This is a genomic window from Falsihalocynthiibacter sp. BN13B15 (assembly GCF_041205415.1).
GTDB lineage: Bacteria > Pseudomonadota > Alphaproteobacteria > Rhodobacterales > Rhodobacteraceae > Falsihalocynthiibacter > Falsihalocynthiibacter arcticus.
Genome location: NZ_JBGFCE010000001.1, coordinates 240568 through 261385 on the forward strand (window position 1 = coordinate 240568; position 20818 = coordinate 261385).

The following is a 20818-nucleotide window of genomic DNA, read 5'->3' on the forward strand; positions in this document are numbered from 1 at the left end:
TGCATCCAGAGCAAATCAAGGAGTGCTTTTGCGGGGCCGCGATGGCAGCGTCGGACAATTGGTCGCGACTGCAATAGAATATTTGGTCCCCAAACAGGGCTGAGATTCGCTCAAAATAGGCCAGAAGCGACGTGGCTCCAGTTTTGTAAAACCCTGCGTGAATGATGATCCTAGTCGTCATCAGGAAACACGCCCTCGGGCGGGTCAACAATCAAGCGGCCAGACGCCAGATCGACGGTCGGAACCACCGCATGTGTAAAGGGCATAAGGACGGTGGCCTTCAGATTTGGGCCCGCAATTTCAAGAATGTCGCTGGCGCCGTGGTTGACAACCTTCTGGACTTTACCAAGGAGGGCTCCGCCGGTATCCAAAACATCTAACCCAATGAGATCACTGTGATAAAACTCATCATCCGGCAAGCTTGGAAGAACGTCACGATCTACATAAAGCAGTGTGTTTGTGAGCGCATCAGCCTGTTCTTTGGTGAAGATACCCTCGACGCGGGCGGAAAATCCGTTCTTTACAGCGCGGGTTATGCCAACAATATATTCGATCTCGCCATCTTCAGAAGAGAGCAAGCCATAAGTCTCGATGGCGGCGGGATCCGCGCAATAACTCTTGAGGCGCACTTCGCCCTGAACGCCATAGGAACCCGCAAAGGCACCCACACAAATTTTGTCTTTGGACACTGCGGTCTCCTATCGGGTTTCGACGATCAAATGGGGAGCTCTTTGTTCCCATCCAGCACGTTCAAGTTCGGGGCTATCCATATCATCTTCGGGCCAACCCATGCACAGAAAAGCGACGAGTCGCCAGTCTTTTGGCACGTCTAGTTCGGCGCAAAGTTTTGGGGCGTCAAGGATGGATACCCAACCCACGCCAAGACCATGCGCACGGGCAAGAAGCCACATTTGCGTAACGGCCGAAACAACCGAATATCGGCGCATTTCCGGCATGGTTTGCGCGCCCAGACCTGCGCCTTTTTCGGTGCTCTCATCGCAGAAAATCGCCAGTTGAACAGGGGCGTCTCTCATGCCGGAAAGTTTGAGGTTTGCATAGAGTTTTGCACGGTCATCGACCTGACCCTCAAGGGCTTTTTTGTTTTCAATTTCAAAGTTTTGCAAAGCGGCAGCGCGGGCTTGGGCGCTGTGTACTTTTATGATCCGCCAAGGTTCGGACAATCCCACCGAGGGGGCGAGCGAAAAGCTGGCGAGGCAGAGGTCGACTAACGCGGGATCGACGGGGTCTGTGCGGAAGCGGCGCACATCGCGCCGCCACCGAAAAAGTTGGCCCAAGTCTTGCCGAAACTCGTCTGAAAATTCGGGCATGATTTGGACCTAACTATTTGATTACTCCGCAGATACTTCTTCTGCTGGTGCAGCGGCAGCTTCGGCTGCTGTTACTGCTTTAGCGGCTTTTTCTTCGGCGCGTTCTGTGGCTTTTTTGCCTGGGATTGCGCGCTTAGGGTTGCTGCGTGTTTTTGCTTCAAGAACGCCAGCGGCTTCGAGGAAACGTGCTACGCGGTCAGAAGGTTGCGCGCCTTGGTCAAGCCAATGTTTTACGCGCTCAAGGTCGAGCTGTACGCGCTCTTCGCTGTCTTTTGCGAGAAGGGGGTTATATGTGCCCAATTTCTCGATGAAGCGGCCATCGCGTGGCATACGGCTGTCTGCTGCGACAACACGGTAGAAAGGGCGTTTTTTGCTGCCGCCACGGGCAAGGCGAATTTTCATAGCCATAGTAGTAGTCTCCTAAGTTTTATTTGTTTCCAGCATCTTATGTCTGGGGTTGTTTGATTATTCAGTATGTTTTTTGTGATGTTGAATCACTTCTTGAATGATGAAATTCAAGAAATTCTTAGCGAATTCGGGGTCCAGACCTGCTTCTTTTGCGAGATCTTCGAGGCGGGCAATTTGCGCCGCTTCACGGGTAGGATCGGAGGGCGGGAGCGCGTGTTCGGCCTTGAGGGCGCCCACGGCTTGGGTGTGTTTAAACCGCTCGCCCAGAGTATAAACAAGGATGGCATCGAGGCGGTCGATGCTCTCGCGATGCGACTTTAGAACCTCGGCGGCGCGGGTGATATTATCGGTCATTTGACCCCCCAAAACAGCGATGAGTTTGCCATATGAATTGCATATGTTTTGCATATGATTTTTTTCACGCGTAGGCCTCCACAGAACCGTCGGTATCGTCGACTGCAGCCAACTTATAACGAAAGACCAAACAGGTTTCGTTTTGGGGCTTTGTTGCTTTGTTGTCGATACGCGCGCCGAGCTTGGCGGCGAGTAGAATGGAGCGTCCGTTTTCGGGGTCGATGTAGCTGACCAGCGAGGTCAGGGGAAGGTTGGCAACGGCCCAATTGCGCACGGCGATCGCGGCTTCGGCGGCATAGCCTTTGCGGCTGTGGCCCTCAAATAACATCCAGCCCAATTCGACTTCGGGGAAATGCTTGGGTTGGTTCACGGAGATTTGGCCGATCATCGTGCCATCGGGCAGGGTGATGGCCCAGCCGCCCATGCCCAAAAGCTCCCACGCGCCGACGTCGGCGGCGAAGCCTTGCCACAGACGGGCATCGGAAATCGGCGCCCCAACGAACTTTGCGCGGTCCGTGTCAAAAAACGCGCGCAACGGTTCGAAGTCTGCGAGGATATGTCCCCGCAAAACGAGCCGTTTGGTTTTTATGACGGGCGCCTTGTTCATTTACTTCTTTTTCCCAAAACCAGAGAGGCCCATGGGCAAGCCGCCCGGTGCGCCAAGACCCGGAAGTTTGCCGCCCATTTGCTTGGCCGCCGCTTCCAGCGCTTTTGGATCCATTTGACCCATGGCTTGCGAGGGGTCCATGCCCTCGGGCATACCGCCTTTGCCAAACATGCCTTTCATCGCCTGTTTGAGCATGCCGCCCTTGCCCATCTTCTTCATCATGTCGCCCATTTGGCGCTGCATTTTGAGAAGTTTGTTCAAGTCGGAGACTTCAAGACCCGCACCCTTGGCGATGCGCTTTTTGCGCGACGCTTGCAGGAGGGCAGGGTTGGCGCGCTCTTTTTTGGTCATCGATTGGATCAGCGCGATTTGCCGCGTGAGGACTTTGTCGTCCATACCAGCGCCTTGTGCCTGTTTGGCCATTTTGCCCATGCCCGGCATCATCCCCATGATACCTTCCATGCCACCCATCTTAATCATTTGCTCAAGTTGGGATTTGAGATCGTTCATGTTGAATTGGCCCTTTTGGAACCGTTTCATCATGCGTTCGGCCTGTGCGGCCTCGATGGTTTCTTGGGCTTTTTCAACGAGGGCGACGATATCGCCCATCCCCAAAATGCGGCCCGCGATACGGTCAGGCTCGAAGGTATCGAGCGCGTCCATTTTCTCGCCGAGGCCGACAAAGCGGATCGGTTTGCCCGTGACGGCCCGCATAGAGAGAGCAGCACCACCGCGACCGTCTCCGTCCATACGGGTGAGGACCACGCCGGTAATGCCGACTTTGGCGTCGAATTCTTCGGCCACTTCGACCGCGACTTGGCCTGTGAGGCCGTCAACGACGAGGAGGGTTTCGCGCGGGTTGACCGCGTTGCGCACGTCTTCGACTTCTTGCATCAAGGTTTCGTCGATGTGCAAGCGGCCCGCGGTATCGAGCATATAGACGTCGTAGCCGCCAAGGGTGGCTTGTTGTTTTGCGCGTTTGGCGATTTGCACAGCGGATTCGCCGGCCACGATGGGCAGGGTATCAACGCCGATTTGCGTTCCGAGGATCGCGAGTTGTTGTTGCGCGGCGGGACGGTAAATATCGAGCGAGGCCATGAGGACGCGTTTGCCGTTTTTCTCGGTTAGGCGTTTGGCGAGTTTACCAGTTGTTGTGGTCTTACCGGAGCCTTGCAGGCCGACCATCAGGATCGGGGCAGGGGCATTGTCGATTTTGAGCGCACCCGGATCGCCTTCGCCCGTGAGGACATGAACGAGTTCGTCGTGGACGATTTTGACGACTTGCTGGCCGGGCGTGATGGATTTTGTGACGGCTTGGCCAGTGGCTTTGTCTTGGATGGCCTTAACGAAATCGCGGGCAACGGGCAGGGAAACGTCGGCCTCAAGCAGGGCGACGCGCACTTCGCGCAGAGCTGTTTTGACGTCATCCTCAGAGAGGGCGCCTTGTTTTGTGAGCCGATCAAAGACGCCACCAAGACGTTCAGATAGGTTTTCAAACATTATCGCGGCTCCTTCGCCATTACCATTTGCCCATAAGATATGCTGGGCGCGACCAATTGTAAGGTAGCGAACTACCAAACCACAACGACACCCGTGGGCGCAACGCGCTGACGGATGGCGATCCCTACTAAAGCGGGGACCGAAGGCGTGGAACCCTCGGGATATGGTGCGCGTTTATGGGGTCAGGGGAAGAGAGTCAAGAGAGAGAAGGCCCCCGTGGTTGGGGCCCTCCGGATTTTTGCTTAAGCGGCGATTTTGGTCAATTCGGTTTTTGCCGTGGTGATGGCGGCCTCGGTGCCACCAGACGCGCCAACCAAGGTCACGTTGGTAATGCCGATGAAGTTAAAGACTTGGCGCGCGTGGGCCGAGAAAAAATCAACGGGGGAGCCAAGAGCCACGCCGCCCGAAGAGACAATGATCGTGACGGGTTTGTCGTCGAGCAGGCCAACGGGGCCAGTTTCGGTATATTTGAACGTGACGCCAGCGCGGGCGATTTGGTCGACCCATGCTTTGAACGCCGCGGGGGCGGAGAAGTTATAGAGTGGGGTGGTCAGGACGATTTCATCGGCGGCAATCAGTTCCGCGACCAGTTCGTCGGACAATGCGAGCGTTGCTTTTTGCGCGGTGGTGCGGGCTTCTGGCGGGGTGAAGGTGGCGCCGACCCATGTTTCGTTGATCTGTGGGATGCCTTGGGCAAGGTCACGGGTTGTGACGGTTGCGTTTGGTTTTTGGGCGATAAAATCGTCGCCAAGGTCGCGAGAGACAGAACCTTGGTAACGGGCAGAGGCGTCAATGCGCAGAATGTTATGGGTCATTTCAGGAGCCTTTCAGGCGGAAGTGTTTCTGTTGACCCAACATTTATGCATTGCGGGAATGAACACAACTCGCATATATCAACACTAAATGTGTGAATACGCACGGATTGACGGAGAGGGTATTATGTCCAGCTGGGATGAGATTAGAACGGCCTATCATGTCGCGCGTGTTGGGACGGTGAGCGGGGCCGCCGAGGTCTTGGGAGTGCACCATGCAACGGTCATTCGCCATATTGATGCGCTGGAAGAGAGCCTGCAAACCAAGCTGTTCCAACGCCATGCGCGTGGCTATACGCCGACCGAAGCGGGGCAGGAACTGCTGCGGGTGGCACGTATCACTGACGATCAGTTCACCCAGATGACAGGGCGCATTCGGGGGCAGGGCGAAGAGGTGAGCGGCGAGTTGGTCATCACCAGTCTGCCCTCAATGGCGCGGTATTTGGCGCCGGTCTTGGCGGAGTTCCAACGTTTGCATCCCAGTGTTATTGTGCGGTTTCTGACGGGCGAGCGGCTGTTTCGGCTTGAATACGGCGAGGCACATGTGGCGATCCGCACGGGAAATCCACCCCAAGAGGCGGACAATGTGGTGCAGAAATTCCGTCCGACACTGATCGGGTTGTATGCGCATAAAAGCTATGTTGCACGCAATGGTCAGTTGCAGGGCGAAGGTGATCTGCCCAACCATATTTTCGTTGGCGTCGATACCGCACACGCCCGCGCACCCTTTTTCAGCTGGCTAGATCAGCGTGTTTCGCGCGATCGGATCCGGTTTCGCTTTAATAACGCGGATGATGGGACGGCGGCGATCGAGGCGGGGGCTGGCTTGGGGTTTATGACCGAGAGCATGGCCAAAAAGAATCCGGATTTGATCGAGCAATTGCCGCCGCGCGACGAATGGGCCGCGCCCAATTGGATCGTGACCCATGTGGATCTACATCGTACGCCCAAGGTGCAAGCTTTTCTGACGTTCCTTAAGCAAGCGATGAAAGATTTGCCGGATGAGTGAGGCGACTCTCGGGGGGGAAGGCCTTCACATACGGCGACGCGAAATGGCGGGTCACGCGGCGATGCTGTTGTTTTCTGTTATCGTTGCGGGGTCGTTTAGCTTGGGGGGGATGGTGGCGAATGATATCGCGCCTGCTGCCCTGAACTTGCTGAGGTTTTGGATCGCGGCGCTGGTGTTGCTCGTGGTAATTCTATGGTTTGAACCCGCGCCATTGCGGGCGCTAAAGGCGGCGGCCAAGGCTCCGTGGCGCTATGCGGTCACGGGCGGGTTAATCGGCTCTTATATGATACTGATGTTTGAGGGGTTAAAAACGGCCCCTCCCATTTCGACGGCGGCGGTGTTTACGCTCACACCGCTTATTACGGCGGGGTTCGCGTTTTTGGTATTACGCCAAGTGCTGCCGATGCGGGTGTTTTGGGTGCTGATCCTTGGCGGGATTGGCGCGCTTTGGGTGGTGTTTCGGGCAGATGTGGGCGCGTTGATGCGGTTTGAGGTGGCGCGCGGCGAGCTGGTCTTTTTCATCGGAGCTTGCGCCCATGCTCTCTATATACCGCTGCTGCGCAAATTTAACCGTGGTGAGAGCGGCGTTGTTTTTGTGATGTATGCCCTTGTTGCGGGGAGCTTGCTGATGCTGGTTGTCGGCGGGCGCGAGATTTTTGCGACGGATTGGGCACAGCTGCCGCCACTTGTTTGGTTTACGATTTTTTACACGGCGGTTTTTGCGACGGCGGGAAGTCTGAGCCTGATCCATTTTGGCTCGATGCGCCTGTCGGGGGCCAAGGTGATGGCCTATACCTATCTTGTGCCAAGTTGGGTGATCTTGCTGGAAATCTTGCTCGGACATGGCGCGCCAAGTGGGGCGAGTTTGGTCGGGGTTGCTCTGACGGTGGGGGCGCTGCTGCTCTTGCTCCGGCAGGATTAAGCCAGTTTGTTTTCCGCGAGGAAACTTTCGAACGCGTCCAAATTGATCGCCTCAAATTGGCCAAAGCTTTGCATCCAGACCGAGGCCTCTTTGAGGGCGTCAGGCTCGAGTTTGCACCATTTCACTCGTCCGCGCTTTTCCTGAGAGATCAGCCCCGCGCGGGACAGGATGGCGAGATGTTTGGAAATCGCCGCCAGCGACATCTCGAAGGGTTCGGCCACATCGGTCACGGCCATATCGTCCTCAAGCAACATCGCAAGGATGACGCGGCGGGTTGGATCGGAGAGGGCGGAAAAGGCGAGGTCGAGAGCTGCTGTCATAGCGTAGAGATAGCGTGGGTTGTATGAAACCTCAACCTTTTGGTTAAGCGTTTGACGCCTAATAGGAAGGCCGATTGCGCGAAACACGGGGCGCGGGATGTTCGTCAACCGAATGGTTGAATATCGAAATCCTGTGGAAATGGTCCCGGTTTCAAGGGGGACGCGGCACGGCGAATCTTGGGTGATGTAAATTATCGTTATGTTTCAGATGGTTGCGCGGAAAATTTTCTTAAAAATGCTGCATTGACTCGGAGGGGGAGTGTTTCTAGGTTGCCGCGAAGACTTAGGGGCCAGTTTGATGACTGATATGCAGGATCCAAACAAGCTGAAGGCGTTGGACGACAAAATCGCCCGGCTCAAAAAGAGCCACGCGCCGGAACCTAAGAAAGACGAGCACTATTCCTTAGCCAATCATGCATGGCGGATGGTGATCGAGTTGGTGGCCGGTCTTGGGATCGGCTTTGGCATCGGATACGGGTTGGATGTTCTGTTTGGGACGCTGCCGATATTCTTGGTGCTGTTTACATTTCTGGGGTTTGCCGCGGGGGTCAAGACGATGATCAAAACGGCGAGCGAACTTCAGTCGGAACAAATTGCCGCACAAGCGGCGAAGGAAAACGAGGCGGCCAAGGCTGCTGAAACGACGAAGGACTAAACATGGCGGAACAAGCCCCAAAAACAGGCTCCTCTAACGGGAAATTTGCTTTGTACGGCGCACTTGCGCTGATGGTTCTGGCGATTCTTTTCTTGCAACCAGAAGTAAGAGAATTGGCAATCCACCCGATGGACCAGTTTAACATCCTACCGTTGTTTGGCGGTCATGGGGGCGAACTTCACTGGTACACGCCGACAAACGCGACGCTTTGGATGATGATTACCGTTGCGGTGATCGTTCTTCTGCTGGTGTTTGGCTCAAGTGGTCGTGCCGTCGTGCCATCGCGCACCCAAAGCATCGGCGAGATGATTTACGGTTTCGTTTACAAAATGGTCGAAGACGTTGCGGGCAAGGATGCGCTGAAATTCTTCCCCTATATCATGACGTTGTTCCTGTTTATCATGGTGTCCAATGTCATGGGTTTGATCCCGTTGTCCTTTACCTCCACATCGCACATCGCGGTCACAGCGATCCTCGCGCTGCTGGTGTTCTTTACGGTGACCATCGTTGGTTTCGTGAAGCACGGGTTTGGCTTTTTGGGTCTGTTCTGGGTCGCTTCTGCGCCACTGGCATTACGTCCAGTCCTCGCCATCATCGAGATTATCTCTTACTTCGTGCGCCCCGTTTCCCACTCCATTCGTTTGGCGGGTAACGTTATGGCGGGCCACGCCGTTATCAAAGTTTTCGCAGGGTTTGCCGGCGCGCTGGGCGTATTTGCCTTCATGCCGATCCTTGCCATCACGGCAGTTTATGCCCTCGAAGTTCTCGTGGCCTTCATTCAGGCCTACGTTTTCACCATTCTGACTTGCGTGTACTTGAAAGACGCGCTGCATCCGTCGCACTAAGCGGATCAAGTCTGAACCTCATCAACTCAATTATTTAAATACACCCGTAAGGAGAAATATCATGGAAGTACTCGCAGCAGCAGCACTTGGCAAATTCATCGGCGCAGGCCTCGCAGCAATCGGTTCCGGCGCAGCCGCTATCGGTGTTGGCCACGTCGCAGGCAACTTCCTTGCCGGCGCACTTCGCAACCCATCCGCAGCCGCAGGTCAAACTGCGACTCTCTTCATCGGCATCGCGTTTGCTGAGGCTCTTGGGATCTTCTCGTTCCTCGTAGCTCTCTTGCTTATGTTTGCTGTTTAAGTCTCACGGACCATCCTTACGTGCGGGGGGGCGCTTTGGCGCTCTCTCGTTGTAAACAAGGTTCCTGGAGGACGACATGGCAAATGACGCACAAAGCGGCACAACCGAAGCCGCACACGAAATAGCGAAACTCGCGAAAGAGCACGCCATTGGAGAGGCCGCACACGTGCCTGAATCCGCTGGTATGCCGCAACTCGATTTTTCGACGTTCCCAAACCAGATTTTCTGGCTGGCCGTCACACTGGTTGTGATCTACCTCGTTTTGACAAAGGTTGCCTTGCCTCGCATCGCAACAGTTTTGGCCGAACGTCAGGGCACAATCACCGGTGACATCGCCGCAGCAGAAGAGCTCAAAGCCAAAGCACATGAAGCGGAAGAAGCCTATCTTAAGGCCCTTGCCAACGCCCGTGCCGAAGCAGCGCGCATCGCCGCCGAGACAAAAGCCGAAGTTCAGGTTGATCTGGATCTCGCGATTGCCAAAGCGGATGCTGAGATCGCGGTCCAAACCGCCGAAAGCGCAAAGGCCATTGCGGCCATTCGTGACGGCGCAAAAGACAGCGTGATTACGGTTGCTAAAGATACGGCAAAAGAGATCGTTTCGGCCTTTGGCACCAAAGCCGATGCTGCAACACTCAAAGCTGCGGTTACCGCACGGATGAAAGGGTAATACGATGAAACATCTCGCTTTCCTCCTTGCTTTCACAGCAACGCCTGCTCTGGCTGCATCTGGTCCGTTTTTCTCTCTGGCCAACACAAACTTCGTTGTCCTGCTGGCCTTTATTCTTTTCATCGCGGTTTTGTTGAAGTTCAACGTTCCCGCCATGTTGACGGGCCAGTTGGATGCACGCGCCGAAGGGATCAAAAAGGATCTCGACGAAGCTCGTGCCCTACGCGACGAAGCCCGCGGCCTTTTGGCGGATTACGAACGCAAGCAAAAAGAAGTCCAAACGCAAGCTGACGGTATTGTTGCTGCGGCCAAAGAAGAGGCACGTGTTGTCGCTGAAGTGGCTAAAGCGGACCTGCAGACTTCGATTGAACGTCGTATTGCTGGTGCAAAAGATCAAATCGCTTCGGCCCAAGCCGCAGCCATCAGAGAAGTACGCGACACAGCCATTACGGTTGCGATTGGCGCGGCCCGTGATGTTATCGCGGCAAACACCTCTGCGGCGGACGGTAACAAGCTGATTGAAGATGCGATCAAAGAAGTTGGCGCAAAACTGCACTAATTTCGAACGCTGAAGACTTTATAAAAACCCGGTCCCTGTGGCCGGGTTTTTTGTTTTAAAGCCGCTATTCTTTGCCGTAATAGCCATCGTAACGATAGCCGGTGTGTTTGCTTTCATCGTGGTTCAAAAGCGTGACGACGGGGGTGCCGGGGCGCAAGCTCGCGGTGAGTTGGCCAAAGGCCGCACGCAGGTCGCGCTGTTCGGTCACGCCAAACCGCACACAATCTACCACCACATCCGCATGGGGCGCGATATAGCGCGCGTCCACCACAGGCAGCAGCGGGGATGTGTCTAGAATGATGATATCCATCGCCATTTTGGCGGTTTCCAGCAGGTTTTTAAACGTGTCGGACTGAAGAAGCTGGTCGGTTGGCACATCAGCGCGGTCCCGACCCAAAATCACACCAAGGTTGGATTTCGGATCGGATGTGTAAAACTCAGAGCCATCCGCGACGGTCCTGTCGCCGCTGAGAAACTCTTGCAAACTGGTGTCAGGTTTGAGGTCTAGGTATATATGCTGGGAGGGCTTGCGCAGATCGGCGTCAATCAACAGAGTCGATTTTCCCGCAGCGGCGTAAGTGCGGGCGAGGCCAAGGGCGACCGTGCTTTTGCCTTCAGCGGGAATGGAGGAGGTAACCATAATAACGGTGCATGTAGGCGGCGTTTGCGGGGCGGTCTGGGCGCGCAAACTCTGGTCGATTGCGCTGCGCAGAAGACGCAGAGATTCGGCATAAACCGAAAGCGGCGCATCAAGGACGTAATCGGCGATAGAGCTTTGATCCGGCGCGAGATCCATGCGCGGAACGGCGGTCGCAACGGGCACGGGCAGGACATTGGCGAGTTGGGTCGTGGAGGAAATGCCGCCAACGTAATACTCGCTGAGAAAGGCCAATCCAACACCAAGCACCAGCGCAATTATCACCGCCAGCACAAGGATCAGGTTCTTGTTAGGAAAACTCGCGCGTGAGGGCGCAAGGGCGGCGGACACGATGCGGGTATCGGCCACATGTACCAGCGCTTGGGCCTGTAGTTCAGCGGCGCGTGACAGGAGGGTTGTATAATGGCGCTGCGCGATGTCGGCCTCTTGTTGCAGCTGATAAATTTGGGCGAGGGTGGTGGGCGACAGATCGCCCGACAAAACGGTGGTGCGCAGAGTTCTGCGTTGATCCCGTTGCACCATTTCCAACTGTGTGGCGTCGAGTCTGAGGTCGGAAACCGCCATGGATGTGCGGGTTTCAAGGTTTTTCTCAAGGGCGGTGAGCCGTCCCCGCAGGTCGATTGCATCAGGGGTGCTGGCATCGGTTTGGCCCAATTTTTGCGAAAGGTCAGCCCGTTGTTGCGTGAGGTCTTTGAGGGCCTCGTCGCCCAAAGTCTGGGCCAACGTGTTCCAATCGCGCACCTCAAATGCCGCCTGCGCCTGAGTGACGCGCACCTCGGCCTCAAGGTGAAAAGCGTTGGTCTCCTGCAATTGCGCGCGCAAAGAGTGGAGGGAGGCGTTGCCGCTCTCTTGGGTAAGACGAAAAAGATTTGCGTCGATATAGCGGTCAAACGCGCCCTCGGTTTGCGCCAAAACATCGCGGGCCGAGGCAATTTGTCCCTGTAGAATATCGCGGGCGGCGAGGGTTGCGTTTACCTTGGATTGCACTTGGAGGTTGATATAGGTTTGCGAAAGGGAATTAGCCAATTCGGCGGCGTGGTGGCGATCTTGAGAGGTGGCGGTGACAGAAATTAGGTAGGTTTGCCCCATGCGACGGATCGTCGTGGATCTATCGAATTTCTCCAGAACACGGTTCACCAAATCCGGCCCCGTTGGCGGCTTGTTGGCGGCAATTCCGAGAAGTGTTTTGGCGCGCTCAGTTAAGCCCAACTGGAACTTATAGAGAGGATGATTCACGAGTTGGGAACGCTCGATCGTCGCAAGCGCAACCGTATTTGACTTGAGGATCAGGACTTCGCTTTCGATGCGCGCATTGTCTCTGGAACCCGGGGAGGCATAGCTTTCGTTGGGCGCGAGCAGGTTTTTCTGGTCGGTGTCCACAAACAGCCACGCGGTCGCCGAGTACAGGGGGGTGACGTAAAAAAGGTAGATCAAGGCCGCGCCAAGGACGAGCGCCATCGACAGGCCAATCAGGCGGATTTTTCGGCGCAAGAGGTTCCAAATTTCGCGAAGGTCAAAGGCGCTGGCGGATCCAGATTTCATGTTTGCATCTTTCCGTGTGGTCAGTGTCTCAAAATGGTTCGTGGTTAACCTTGATTAATATTCCTTAATTTACGGTTAAGTGATGCTGCGATTTTTGCGCGGTTGGACCGCGGCGAGGCCCATTGCGAAAACTGCGGTAAAAACAAACGCGTTTGCCTGCATTTCAAGGCTGAAATCGACCAAGGAGTGCGTGCCTGCGAGGACAAGGATGGCGAGGGCGGATGTGGCGATTGGATCCTGCGGGTTTGGCGCGCGCACCAACTTTCTGCCCCCCCAAAGGAGAGCCAGAAGTGGGAGGGAACCAAAGATAACTCCGCTTTGAATCCAAAGCGTTAGGTATGAATTATGCGCGTATTCCCAGACCACATCCCTCGCAAGGGGCGGGGCGTGTTGAAGGGCGAAACTTTGGGGGAAGGAGTCCAGACCAAAGCCGGTGAATGGGCGGATTTTTAGGAGCTCGAAGGATTGCGCCCAAAGTTCGCGGCGACCTTCGGAATCGATAAGGGAAAAAAATGCGCGTTCGGCGAGATTTCCGGCGAAAAGTAGGATGAGGGGAAGCAAAATAACGGCATAAATGTGCCAAGTTTTGGCAGGCTTCATTCGGTAAATAACGACGGACGTGCCGAGGGCCGTGGCAAAAACGCCCATGCGCGATTGGGTCGATACGAGGGCGATGGCGATGAGGGCGAGGCACATCCAAAGGAGGGCTGTTTCGAGGCGGATTGTGGTGGTTGTAGAGGGGAGCTTGTTGGAGCGATCTAGGATCATAGCAAGGCCAAGGCAAAGACCCATTCCGAGGAAAGTGGCGAAGGAATTCCGATTGATAAACGTACCTGTTGCTGACCCCAAATAGGCCGTTTTTTCACCGACCAAAGTGACATCTCCCAACAGCTTGAGCGCGACCATGGACCATGCGGCATGAAGGGAAATGCCGAGGAACAGCGCCCAAGCCATACGCTTAAGAAGGGACTGCCGCGTGGCGGTTTCAAAAATAAGGAAAAACAGGACGCCATAGCCAGAGATTCGCAGGGTGCCGAGGGCGGTGGCAGCGGGGGTTAGGCTTATGTAATCACTAGGTAAATATAGCTGTAGGTCGTTGGGAAGTTTAAGGTTTAAAGGACCAAGGGGCAGGGCTTGGAGGAGGGCGTAGATAACAAAGGGTATACCAAGAGCGAAGGCCGGCCAAACGGCCCTTGATCGCAGTTTTCGGGCAGGTGTTTTGACGGAAAGCACCACCACATAGAGGAGAAGGAGAATAGCCAAAACAAAGGTCCAGGCCATCCATGGTACGGGCCGATTTGAACCCAGAGGTAAGGGGGCCAGGAGGAGGAGGATTGTGAGGCTCCATGCGATTTTTGTGTGGAGGTTTCTAGGGCTCCAACTGGGTTTGGAATTGCTCATACTGCCGCCTGAACCGCAGCAAGGAAGGCGCGCTGAATGTCGGGCGGGTGCTGTTCCACGAGGAAAAGTATGCGCTCCTTTTGGTCGGGCCAATCAAGGTAAATTCGCGCCAAATATGGCTGGTTGCGATACCCGCTAAGCAGCAGGGAAATGTCTTGATCCAGAGTCAGCGCGTAGGGCGGTGTCAGGGCAGGCCTTAGGGAGAAGGCAAGTTTAACGCGATATGCAGCCAGCCAACCTTCATTTGGGGCCGTTTTTTGCGCGAGATTTAAGGCTTCATTAACCTGAACCATGTCATTTTGGACAAACATCGCGTTGGCAAGGGCAAGACGCGCCAAGGAATCCGTTGGCGATTGTGTGAGGGTTTCGGCGGCTATCTGAGAGCAGGTACGGGCGAGCGCGAGGCGGTCTGCTTGGGGGAAAAACTGCGCTTCAGGCGATTGTTGGTCCTCAATGCAAGGAATAACGAGAGCGGAACGGTATCGAATGGAGCGCGGCCAGGGAATGGGTTTCTCCGATTGGCGCAGAGATTGAAGTTGAACGAAATACGGCAATTGAATGTGACGAAGAGCGGCGAGTTCGGTGCGACCAAAGGAAAAAGAAAGAGCAGCAATGCAAAGCGCGAGAAGGGCAAGAAAGATGCGAGTGACAGGCACAGATTTTGAATTCCTAGCGCAAAACGAGTTGAAATGTACTCTTTTCGTAGGTGAAAAAATATCGAATAACAAGCGCATAGGTTGCATTTCTGGATCGCCACACACGCGGTTTGGAAGGGCGAAAAATGAGAAAGGACCAAAAGTGTCAGTAAGTTTAGCGAAAATTTTGACAGTGACGCTGGCGATTTTGGTTTTTGGGCTAGGGCCACGGCCTTCTTTGGCACAAGGCCTAGACTTCGGTCGTGAGCAACTCGTCTCCTCTTGTTCGACCTCATCAAACGGCTGCAATAGTGCAGTTGAGGTTGCGATCAATCGGCTAAAGGCAGCGGGTCTTGCCCCCGCACGCTTTAATTCACAATTGGGCGTCGTTGCAGGGGCCATTGCTGAAGCGGCACACAGTTCAAACCGACAGTATTTCAGGGATCTTGACGAAGCAATGGGGAGAGTTGCCAACGCATCCTCGAATGCCGCTCAAGCGTCCGCGATCCGGCGCGGGGCAAACGAGGCTTCTAGAGGGAATTCACGGCGTGGGCACCGAGGTTGGCGCGGCAATCGTGGTCACAGGGGGCACGGGCCCATCTTTGGATCCAGTCCTAGTTAGAAACCGGTCTTAGATTTGGTAATAGTCCCGGTACCAAGCCACAAATTTCGCCACCCCATCCCGAAATTCGGTTTGAGGTTGGTACCCTGTCAGTGTTCTGAGCAAATCGGCGTTCGCCCATGTCGCAGGCACATCGCCTTTTTGCATCTCCATGTAGTTGCGTTTGGCCTTGAGACCGAGTTCGCTCTCGATTGCTTCGATGAAGTCCAAAAGGCGAATCTTGTCAGAATTTCCAATGTTTACAATTCTGTAGGGTGCGACGGGGCTTAGGCTATCCCCTTCTACGATGTCGTTTGGGGTGTCTGGGCGCACGGGTGGCGTGTCGATTAACAAGCGAATACCTTTGACCAAATCGTCTATGTAGGTGAAGTCGCGGTACATATCCCCGTTGTTATAGATATCAATCGGCGTCCCTTCGAGAATTCCTTTCGTGAACTTAAAGAGAGCCATGTCTGGGCGCCCATAGGGGCCGTAGACTGTAAAAAACCGAAACATGGTCGTCGGAAGATTCCAAAGATGCGCGTAGGAATGGCCCATGGCTTCGCCTGCTTTTTTCGTGGCGGCATAGATGGTGAGGGGTGTGTCGGCCTTCTCGGTTTCAACGAAAGGCATGGCCGTATTCGCACCGTAGGCCGAGGATGTGGATGCCATCAAAAGGTGATCTACGTTCAATTCGCGCGCACACTCCATGATGTTGAAAGTACCAACAATATTTGCATCAATATACGCCCGTGGATTCTCTAGGGAATACCTCACGCCGGCCTGCGCGGCGAGGTGAACAATAACATCGGGTTTTTCGTCCAGGCAAAAATTATGCAGGGCTTCAAAATCTTCCAGCAGCCCAATTTTGCATGAAAAGTTTGGGTTCTGATGCAGTATTTGATGACGCCGTTCTTTGAGGTGGACGTCATAGTAATCCGTCATCCCGTCATACCCAGCTACGTCAAAACCTTCGCGAAGTAACAGTTTTGCCAAATGGAAACCAATAAAACCCGCAGTTCCCGTGACCAAGATTTTTTTCATTCTGCATTGTCCTGTTACAGTACTGGAAGGTTTTACACCCGTGTTTAGGGCGCACGGGGTTAAAAATCTAGTAAGTTTGGGGGATTTCGGCATGTGGGGAATGAACGCGAGTTTATTGCTTTTCTTTGAGCACATAAATACAGCGCAAATTTCCGTTAATAGAGCCAGAAGGTTAGGACATTTGAAATGGGTTGTGCGTAGAATCGGCACTAGGCGTCACACTCAGAAAAGGCCACCGAATGCACATTTCTTTGCACCTGCGGCTTTTGCTCGTTTTTATAGCTTTGCTTGGGACTGTTGGTTGCAAGCCGTTGACCACTGGAAATCTTGCGCAGACATATGTCAGTGACGGACTGGCATATCGTCAACAGATCCAACTCATGAAAGATGGAACTTATCGGCATGCAGTTTTTCAATCGATGGGCAATAGTGTCAGTACGCGCGAGGGCAAGTGGCGTGTTGAACGAAACGGTGGAGATACGCGCGTCCTCCTCGAAGGGTTTAAGTCCGTCGCCACGCATAGAGATTTCGCGGTCCATCGAGTTTGGGGCGTTAAGTTTCAAGAAATGGTATTCAATACGCGCAGAGGAATTTTTGGCACACTCATTATTACATCGGCCACCGATCCGCCCGTGGAGTACTTTAGCGTAAAATAGGGGGAGCTTGCAGGGTAAAGATTGTGTTTCGCCGCGCTTTCAGGCAGTTTACGGGTTCGGAAATGTGAGCCATTTACAGTTGCTATGGAGAGTGCGCGTGGAGACTGTGACACGTATTATCAGGGAGCATTCGTTGCCCCAACCCCAGCGGATTGTGGTTTTGGGCGGCTCTGGATTTTTGGGGCGTTCCTTGACCCAATCACTTGCGCAGGCTGGGCATTCGGTTATTGCCGCGTCGCGTCGCCCCCTTTTGCCAACTGTCGAAAACCTAACATGTGTAAAGGTGGACTTCGCGGATACAACTGCCCTTGAAGAGATTGTGTGCAGCGCCGACACCGTGATTCAATTGGTAAACGGTATCAACCCAAGTACGGGGAATACCCAGTTAATTCAAGATATTGAGCAGGAAGTTCAGCCGCAAATTCGGCTTCTGGAACTCTGTGTCGCGAGTAAAGTGAAGCGTGTGATTTTCGCTTCGTCCGGAGGTGCAATCTATGGGAACGCTTCTGAATCCCCAACCAGTGAACGCGCCATTGCCATGCCAAGAAATTCCTACGGGATAGTTAAGTTGATGATCGAAAAATATATGGAGTTGTTCCGCATAGAGCATGGGATGGATTTCGTTACTTTAAGATTGTCCAATCCGTACGGGCCGGGACAAAATTTCCGTGCAAGCCAAGGTTTTTTGGTGCCGTCGCTGTTGGGTAAGATCCAGAATGGCGAAGCGATTACGGTGTTTGGCGACGGCAACGATAGTCGGGACTATGTCTATATTGACGATGTAGTCCGGGCATTTTTAAGCGCGGTTAATCTTGAAGGTTCCGTCGGACATTTGATCAATATCGGTGGGGGCGCACATCATACGGTCAACGAACTTATCGAAGTGATCGAAGACTTGCTCGGACGCCCCGTTGCTCGAAATCACGTTTCACGTCGAGGGTCTGACATTCCGCGAAGTTTTTTGGATATAGCCCAAGCCAAGACCTGCCTTGCTTGGCAGCCTCGCGTTAGTTTGCGAGAAGGGTTGAAACAGACCATAGAGAGCATGTCTCTGGTTTAAACACCGCTCCCGTTGCTATTTAACGACACTCCATTTGAATCTTTCCGCTCAGCGCGAAACGCCAGTTTCGCGGCGTGATTGCCTCGTAAGGCGCCAAATACACCTATATTTTGCCTCAAATTGGCCCAGATTTAAATTAAAACTGTATCAAAATAACACGTTCGAGCGCGTGAAAAAAAACGACCCCGTCAGTGACGTAAATACGTGGCTGGAAAATTTTGAGTACAGGCAAACCAATGACAATTAACGCATATGGTGCGTTGCGCACCGATACAACAATGACCGCCGATATGGCAACCTATGCCACCCAAGGCGCGACTTTTGTCATCAATGCCTACAGCCAGATCACGATGACCGATGGTTCCAACCCCGCGATCATTAGTGGCGACAACGTAATAAACGAAACCCCAAATGACGCCACCCAGACCTACAACGGTAAAGCGATTGCTTGGGACTACACCATTCTAGTTAATGATGGTGTGAACACTTATGAAATTGGCGTTGTCGACTATGACATCAATGGCAACGGGAGTTTCCAATACCCAGGTGCGGAGCAGGGCTATTTTCTGATGTTTTTGGACGGCCAAGTGCCGCCGTTGAACACGCCCCTCACTATTGGAGCCATCGTTGATAACGGCCCTTCAATTGATGTTGACACGGTTGTGCCCTGTTTTGTGCTCGGAACTTTGATCGGTACGCCGAACGGGCAACGGACGATTGAAAAACTGTGTGTTGGTGACGAAGTTCTGACGAGCGATCACGGTGCACAGCGTATTCGCTGGATTGGGTCTTATGAGCTTGGACCCGAGGAATTAGCTCAAAAAACCAAGCTAAGGCCCATCAAGATCATGGCCGGCGCGCTTGGACTCGGGCTTCCTGAAAGCGATTTGCGTGTGTCACCACAGCATAGGATGCTGGTGCGCTCGCCCATTGCTGCGCGGATGTTTGATGCGGCAGAAGTCTTGGTGCCCGCCCACAAACTCGTGGACCTGCCGGGAGTTTTTGTCGACAATGAGGTGCAGAGGGTCACCTATTTCCATATCCTCTTTGATCAGCATGAAATCATTTTTGCACAGGGCGCTCCTGCAGAAAGCCTGTTGCTTGGGCGTGAGGCTCTCAAGGGGGTTGGTGTCGCGGCTCGCGAAGAGTTATTTGAAATATTCCCTCAATTTTTGACCTCTAATTTTGCACCTGTTCCAGCACGGCACATTGCCAAAAAGGGTAAAGTTATCGCCAATATGTTGCGCCGCCACATAGTTAATAACAAACCACTCATCGCCGTTCAGTAGCACCTAGAAGGTGTCTGCGCCACGCGACCTACAGTATCCTTGACCTCGCAACCGCTTCCATGTACCTCACGTAAACACGTTTGTTTTCTGGAAGAATGATGATTATTTCCGACATTTCAAAGCCATGTTTGCTGTCTTTGCCGAATTTCTCGGATGCCAGAGGACAGCTTGGCGTTGTAGAGTCTGGTGCGCTCCCTTTTGAAATTAAACGGTTCTATTATTTGTTTGATGTGCCGCTTGGTGCGCAACGGGGCGAGCATGGTCATAAGCAACTTCAGCAGGTCATGATTTGCCTGCACGGTAGTTGCACTGTGACCTTGAATGATTCAAAAAGCACCACTGAATACAAACTTACGTCGCCAGATGTCGGTCTATATGTGGCCCGAGGATTGTGGCGTAGCCTGAGTTTTGATGCTCCGGGAACTGTGGTGGGCGTCCTTGCTTCGCGTCCCTTCGAGACCGACGATTATCTTTATACCTTTGAGGATTTTTTGGCGTGGAAGCAGCTGCAAAATCCCGTTAAATAGTGGATGCCATGAAGTACCCTTTTCTTGATGTTGGCTTTGGCTATCGTTCTTTGCAAAACGAAATTGATGCGGCTTACCAGTCTGTGATGGACTCTGGTTATTATGTCGGGGGCGGTCCCGTTTCCAAATTTGAGGCCGAATTTGCGGAATACTGCGGTGCTAAATATTGCGTTGGTATGGCGAGTGGTTTGGATGCCATCGGGTTTCCGTTGCGCGCCTATGGGATTGGACCGGGGGACGAAGTGATCGTGCCGGCTAACACATTTATTGCGACTTGGCTGGCGGTTGCACAAGTTGGTGCGACGCCTGTTCCGGTGGATGCCGACCCGATCACGATGAATATGGACCTTTCATTGGTGCCTGCGGTCATCACGGAGCGCACGCGTGCGATCATGCCTGTGCATCTGTATGGCCAACCCGTTCCTTATAAAGGATTACGGGATCTGGCCGAAAAATATGACCTAAAAATCATCGAGGATTCCGCGCAGTCTCATGGGGCGTTTGACGGAAATCGTCGCACTGGTCAAATCGGGGATGTGGCAGGTTTTAGCTTCTACCCCGGCAAAAACCTCGGGGCATTTGGCGATGCAGGGGCGGTTGTTTCCGATGACGAAGACCTTATTGATCGCATTCGCGAGATGGGGAATTACGGCTCAAAGGTGAAATATCAGCACGATACGGTTGGCTATAATTCGCGCCTCGATACGCTTCAGGCGGCCATGCTTTCGGTGAAATTGCGCAAGTTGGATGAGTGGAATGCACGCCGTTCTCAAATTGCCGATATCTATACCACGACCCTTGCCGCGACACCCGGCCTCACATTGCCCGGCGTTGCCGATGGCGTCGGGTCGGTGTGGCATCTCTATGTCGTGCGTCACGAAAATCGCGCCGGATTGCAAGAGGCGCTGGCAAAAGTTGGTGTGCCTTCGGCAATGCATTACCCAACTGCAAATCATCACAGCGGCGCGTTTAAAGCGGAGTTTGGGGCAATGTCTTTCCCCATTACCGAAGAGATTTGTCGGACATGCTTGAGTCTACCGATCGGGCCACATCTGTCTCTTGAACAGGCACAAGAAATTGCGACAATCGTCGACAATACTGCGCGTACTCTGCCGTAA

The 20818-nt window shown here is 53.8% G+C and carries 24 protein-coding genes; 12 read left to right on the forward strand and 12 right to left on the reverse strand.

Features of this window, described 5'->3' with window-relative positions:
- Positions 1 to 170: 170 nt before the first annotated feature.
- The 7 genes from rimM to AB9F26_RS01215 form a co-directional block, all read right to left on the reverse strand.
- Entirely contained in the window at positions 171 to 689 is a 519-nt protein-coding gene (rimM, locus tag AB9F26_RS01185; protein ID WP_335586030.1) for a ribosome maturation factor RimM, read from the reverse strand.
- Positions 690 to 698: 9 nt separating this feature from the next.
- A complete protein-coding gene (gene bluB, locus AB9F26_RS01190) occupies positions 699 to 1328 on the reverse strand; it encodes a 5,6-dimethylbenzimidazole synthase (protein ID WP_369767091.1) in 630 nt (209 codons plus the stop codon).
- Between the two features lie 21 nt (positions 1329 to 1349).
- Complete coding sequence (gene rpsP, locus AB9F26_RS01195) at positions 1350 to 1736, reverse strand: 30S ribosomal protein S16 (RefSeq protein WP_335586032.1); 387 nt, start codon at positions 1734 to 1736, stop codon at positions 1350 to 1352.
- Positions 1737 to 1793: 57 nt separating this feature from the next.
- Entirely contained in the window at positions 1794 to 2090 is a 297-nt protein-coding gene (locus AB9F26_RS01200; protein ID WP_335586033.1) for a chorismate mutase, read from the reverse strand.
- Between the two features lie 64 nt (positions 2091 to 2154).
- Positions 2155 to 2697: a GNAT family N-acetyltransferase gene (locus AB9F26_RS01205; protein WP_369767092.1), complete on the reverse strand. Its 543-nt coding sequence runs from the start codon at positions 2695 to 2697 to the stop codon at positions 2155 to 2157.
- Positions 2698 to 4197, reverse strand: coding sequence for a signal recognition particle protein (gene ffh / locus AB9F26_RS01210; protein ID WP_039001619.1), 1500 nt, complete (start codon positions 4195 to 4197; stop codon positions 2698 to 2700). It lies immediately after the preceding gene.
- A 242-nt stretch (positions 4198 to 4439) separates the two neighbouring features.
- Positions 4440 to 5012: an NAD(P)H-dependent oxidoreductase gene (locus AB9F26_RS01215; RefSeq protein WP_335586996.1), complete on the reverse strand. Its 573-nt coding sequence runs from the start codon at positions 5010 to 5012 to the stop codon at positions 4440 to 4442.
- A gap of 124 nt (positions 5013 to 5136) precedes the next feature.
- Here AB9F26_RS01215 and AB9F26_RS01220 point away from each other — a divergent pair, with 124 nt between their 5' ends.
- Together AB9F26_RS01220 and AB9F26_RS01225 are read left to right on the forward strand one after the other, a co-directional pair.
- A complete protein-coding gene (locus AB9F26_RS01220; RefSeq protein ID WP_335586995.1) occupies positions 5137 to 6018 on the forward strand; it encodes a LysR family transcriptional regulator in 882 nt (293 codons plus the stop codon).
- A complete protein-coding gene (locus AB9F26_RS01225; protein WP_335586994.1) occupies positions 6011 to 6940 on the forward strand; it encodes a DMT family transporter in 930 nt (309 codons plus the stop codon). Before AB9F26_RS01220 ends, AB9F26_RS01225 begins: the two co-directional genes overlap by 8 nt.
- Here the strand turns inward: AB9F26_RS01225 and AB9F26_RS01230 are convergent.
- Positions 6937 to 7260 (reverse strand): metalloregulator ArsR/SmtB family transcription factor, encoded by a 324-nt coding sequence (locus AB9F26_RS01230; protein WP_335586993.1) that lies wholly within the window; start codon positions 7258 to 7260, stop codon positions 6937 to 6939. The two genes, AB9F26_RS01225 and AB9F26_RS01230, sit on opposite strands and share 4 nt — an antisense overlap.
- A 298-nt stretch (positions 7261 to 7558) precedes the next feature.
- Here AB9F26_RS01230 and AB9F26_RS01235 point away from each other — a divergent pair, with 298 nt between their 5' ends.
- The 5 genes from AB9F26_RS01235 (at position 7559) to AB9F26_RS01255 (ending at position 10287) form a co-directional block, all read left to right on the forward strand.
- Positions 7559 to 7915: an AtpZ/AtpI family protein gene (locus tag AB9F26_RS01235; protein ID WP_039001623.1), complete on the forward strand. Its 357-nt coding sequence runs from the start codon at positions 7559 to 7561 to the stop codon at positions 7913 to 7915.
- 71 nt (positions 7916 to 7986) lie between these two features.
- Positions 7987 to 8760 carry a F0F1 ATP synthase subunit A gene (locus AB9F26_RS01240; protein ID WP_335586998.1) on the forward strand — a complete coding sequence of 258 codons (774 nt, stop codon included), beginning with the start codon at positions 7987 to 7989 and terminating at the stop codon, positions 8758 to 8760.
- A gap of 61 nt (positions 8761 to 8821) precedes the next feature.
- Positions 8822 to 9061 carry a F0F1 ATP synthase subunit C gene (locus AB9F26_RS01245; protein ID WP_039001624.1) on the forward strand — a complete coding sequence of 80 codons (240 nt, stop codon included), beginning with the start codon at positions 8822 to 8824 and terminating at the stop codon, positions 9059 to 9061.
- A gap of 76 nt (positions 9062 to 9137) precedes the next feature.
- On the forward strand, positions 9138 to 9728 hold the full coding sequence (locus AB9F26_RS01250) for a F0F1 ATP synthase subunit B' (RefSeq protein WP_082802184.1): 591 nt from the start codon (positions 9138 to 9140) through the stop codon (positions 9726 to 9728).
- 4 nt (positions 9729 to 9732) lie between these two features.
- On the forward strand, positions 9733 to 10287 hold the full coding sequence (locus tag AB9F26_RS01255) for a F0F1 ATP synthase subunit B (protein WP_039001625.1): 555 nt from the start codon (positions 9733 to 9735) through the stop codon (positions 10285 to 10287).
- Positions 10288 to 10351: 64 nt separating this feature from the next.
- Here the strand turns inward: AB9F26_RS01255 and AB9F26_RS01260 are convergent, their stop codons facing one another.
- The 4 genes from AB9F26_RS01260 to AB9F26_RS01275 all read right to left on the reverse strand — a co-directional run bounded on the left by AB9F26_RS01260 (position 10352) and on the right by AB9F26_RS01275 (position 16168).
- Positions 10352 to 12487: a GumC family protein gene (locus AB9F26_RS01260; RefSeq protein WP_369767093.1), complete on the reverse strand. Its 2136-nt coding sequence runs from the start codon at positions 12485 to 12487 to the stop codon at positions 10352 to 10354.
- Between the two features lie 75 nt (positions 12488 to 12562).
- Positions 12563 to 13750 carry an O-antigen ligase family protein gene (locus AB9F26_RS01265; protein WP_369767094.1) on the reverse strand — a complete coding sequence of 396 codons (1188 nt, stop codon included), beginning with the start codon at positions 13748 to 13750 and terminating at the stop codon, positions 12563 to 12565.
- A gap of 134 nt (positions 13751 to 13884) precedes the next feature.
- Positions 13885 to 14544 carry a hypothetical protein gene (locus tag AB9F26_RS01270; protein WP_369767095.1) on the reverse strand — a complete coding sequence of 220 codons (660 nt, stop codon included), beginning with the start codon at positions 14542 to 14544 and terminating at the stop codon, positions 13885 to 13887.
- 610 nt (positions 14545 to 15154) lie between these two features.
- A complete protein-coding gene (locus AB9F26_RS01275) occupies positions 15155 to 16168 on the reverse strand; it encodes an NAD-dependent epimerase/dehydratase family protein (protein WP_335585044.1) in 1014 nt (337 codons plus the stop codon).
- Positions 16169 to 16407: 239 nt separating this feature from the next.
- Between AB9F26_RS01275 and AB9F26_RS01280 the strand changes: the two genes are divergently transcribed.
- From AB9F26_RS01280 to AB9F26_RS01300, 5 genes are all read left to right on the forward strand, one after another.
- Complete coding sequence (locus AB9F26_RS01280) at positions 16408 to 16824, forward strand: hypothetical protein (protein WP_369756343.1); 417 nt, start codon at positions 16408 to 16410, stop codon at positions 16822 to 16824.
- A 106-nt stretch (positions 16825 to 16930) separates the two neighbouring features.
- Complete coding sequence (locus AB9F26_RS01285; RefSeq protein WP_369767096.1) at positions 16931 to 17884, forward strand: NAD-dependent epimerase/dehydratase family protein; 954 nt, start codon at positions 16931 to 16933, stop codon at positions 17882 to 17884.
- 236 nt (positions 17885 to 18120) lie between these two features.
- Complete coding sequence (locus tag AB9F26_RS01290; RefSeq protein ID WP_335585047.1) at positions 18121 to 19173, forward strand: Hint domain-containing protein; 1053 nt, start codon at positions 18121 to 18123, stop codon at positions 19171 to 19173.
- Positions 19174 to 19271: 98 nt separating this feature from the next.
- Positions 19272 to 19700, forward strand: a complete 429-nt coding sequence (locus AB9F26_RS01295) for an FdtA/QdtA family cupin domain-containing protein (RefSeq protein WP_335585048.1) — start codon at positions 19272 to 19274, stop codon at positions 19698 to 19700.
- 8 nt (positions 19701 to 19708) lie between these two features.
- Complete coding sequence (locus AB9F26_RS01300; RefSeq protein WP_335585049.1) at positions 19709 to 20818, forward strand: DegT/DnrJ/EryC1/StrS family aminotransferase; 1110 nt, start codon at positions 19709 to 19711, stop codon at positions 20816 to 20818.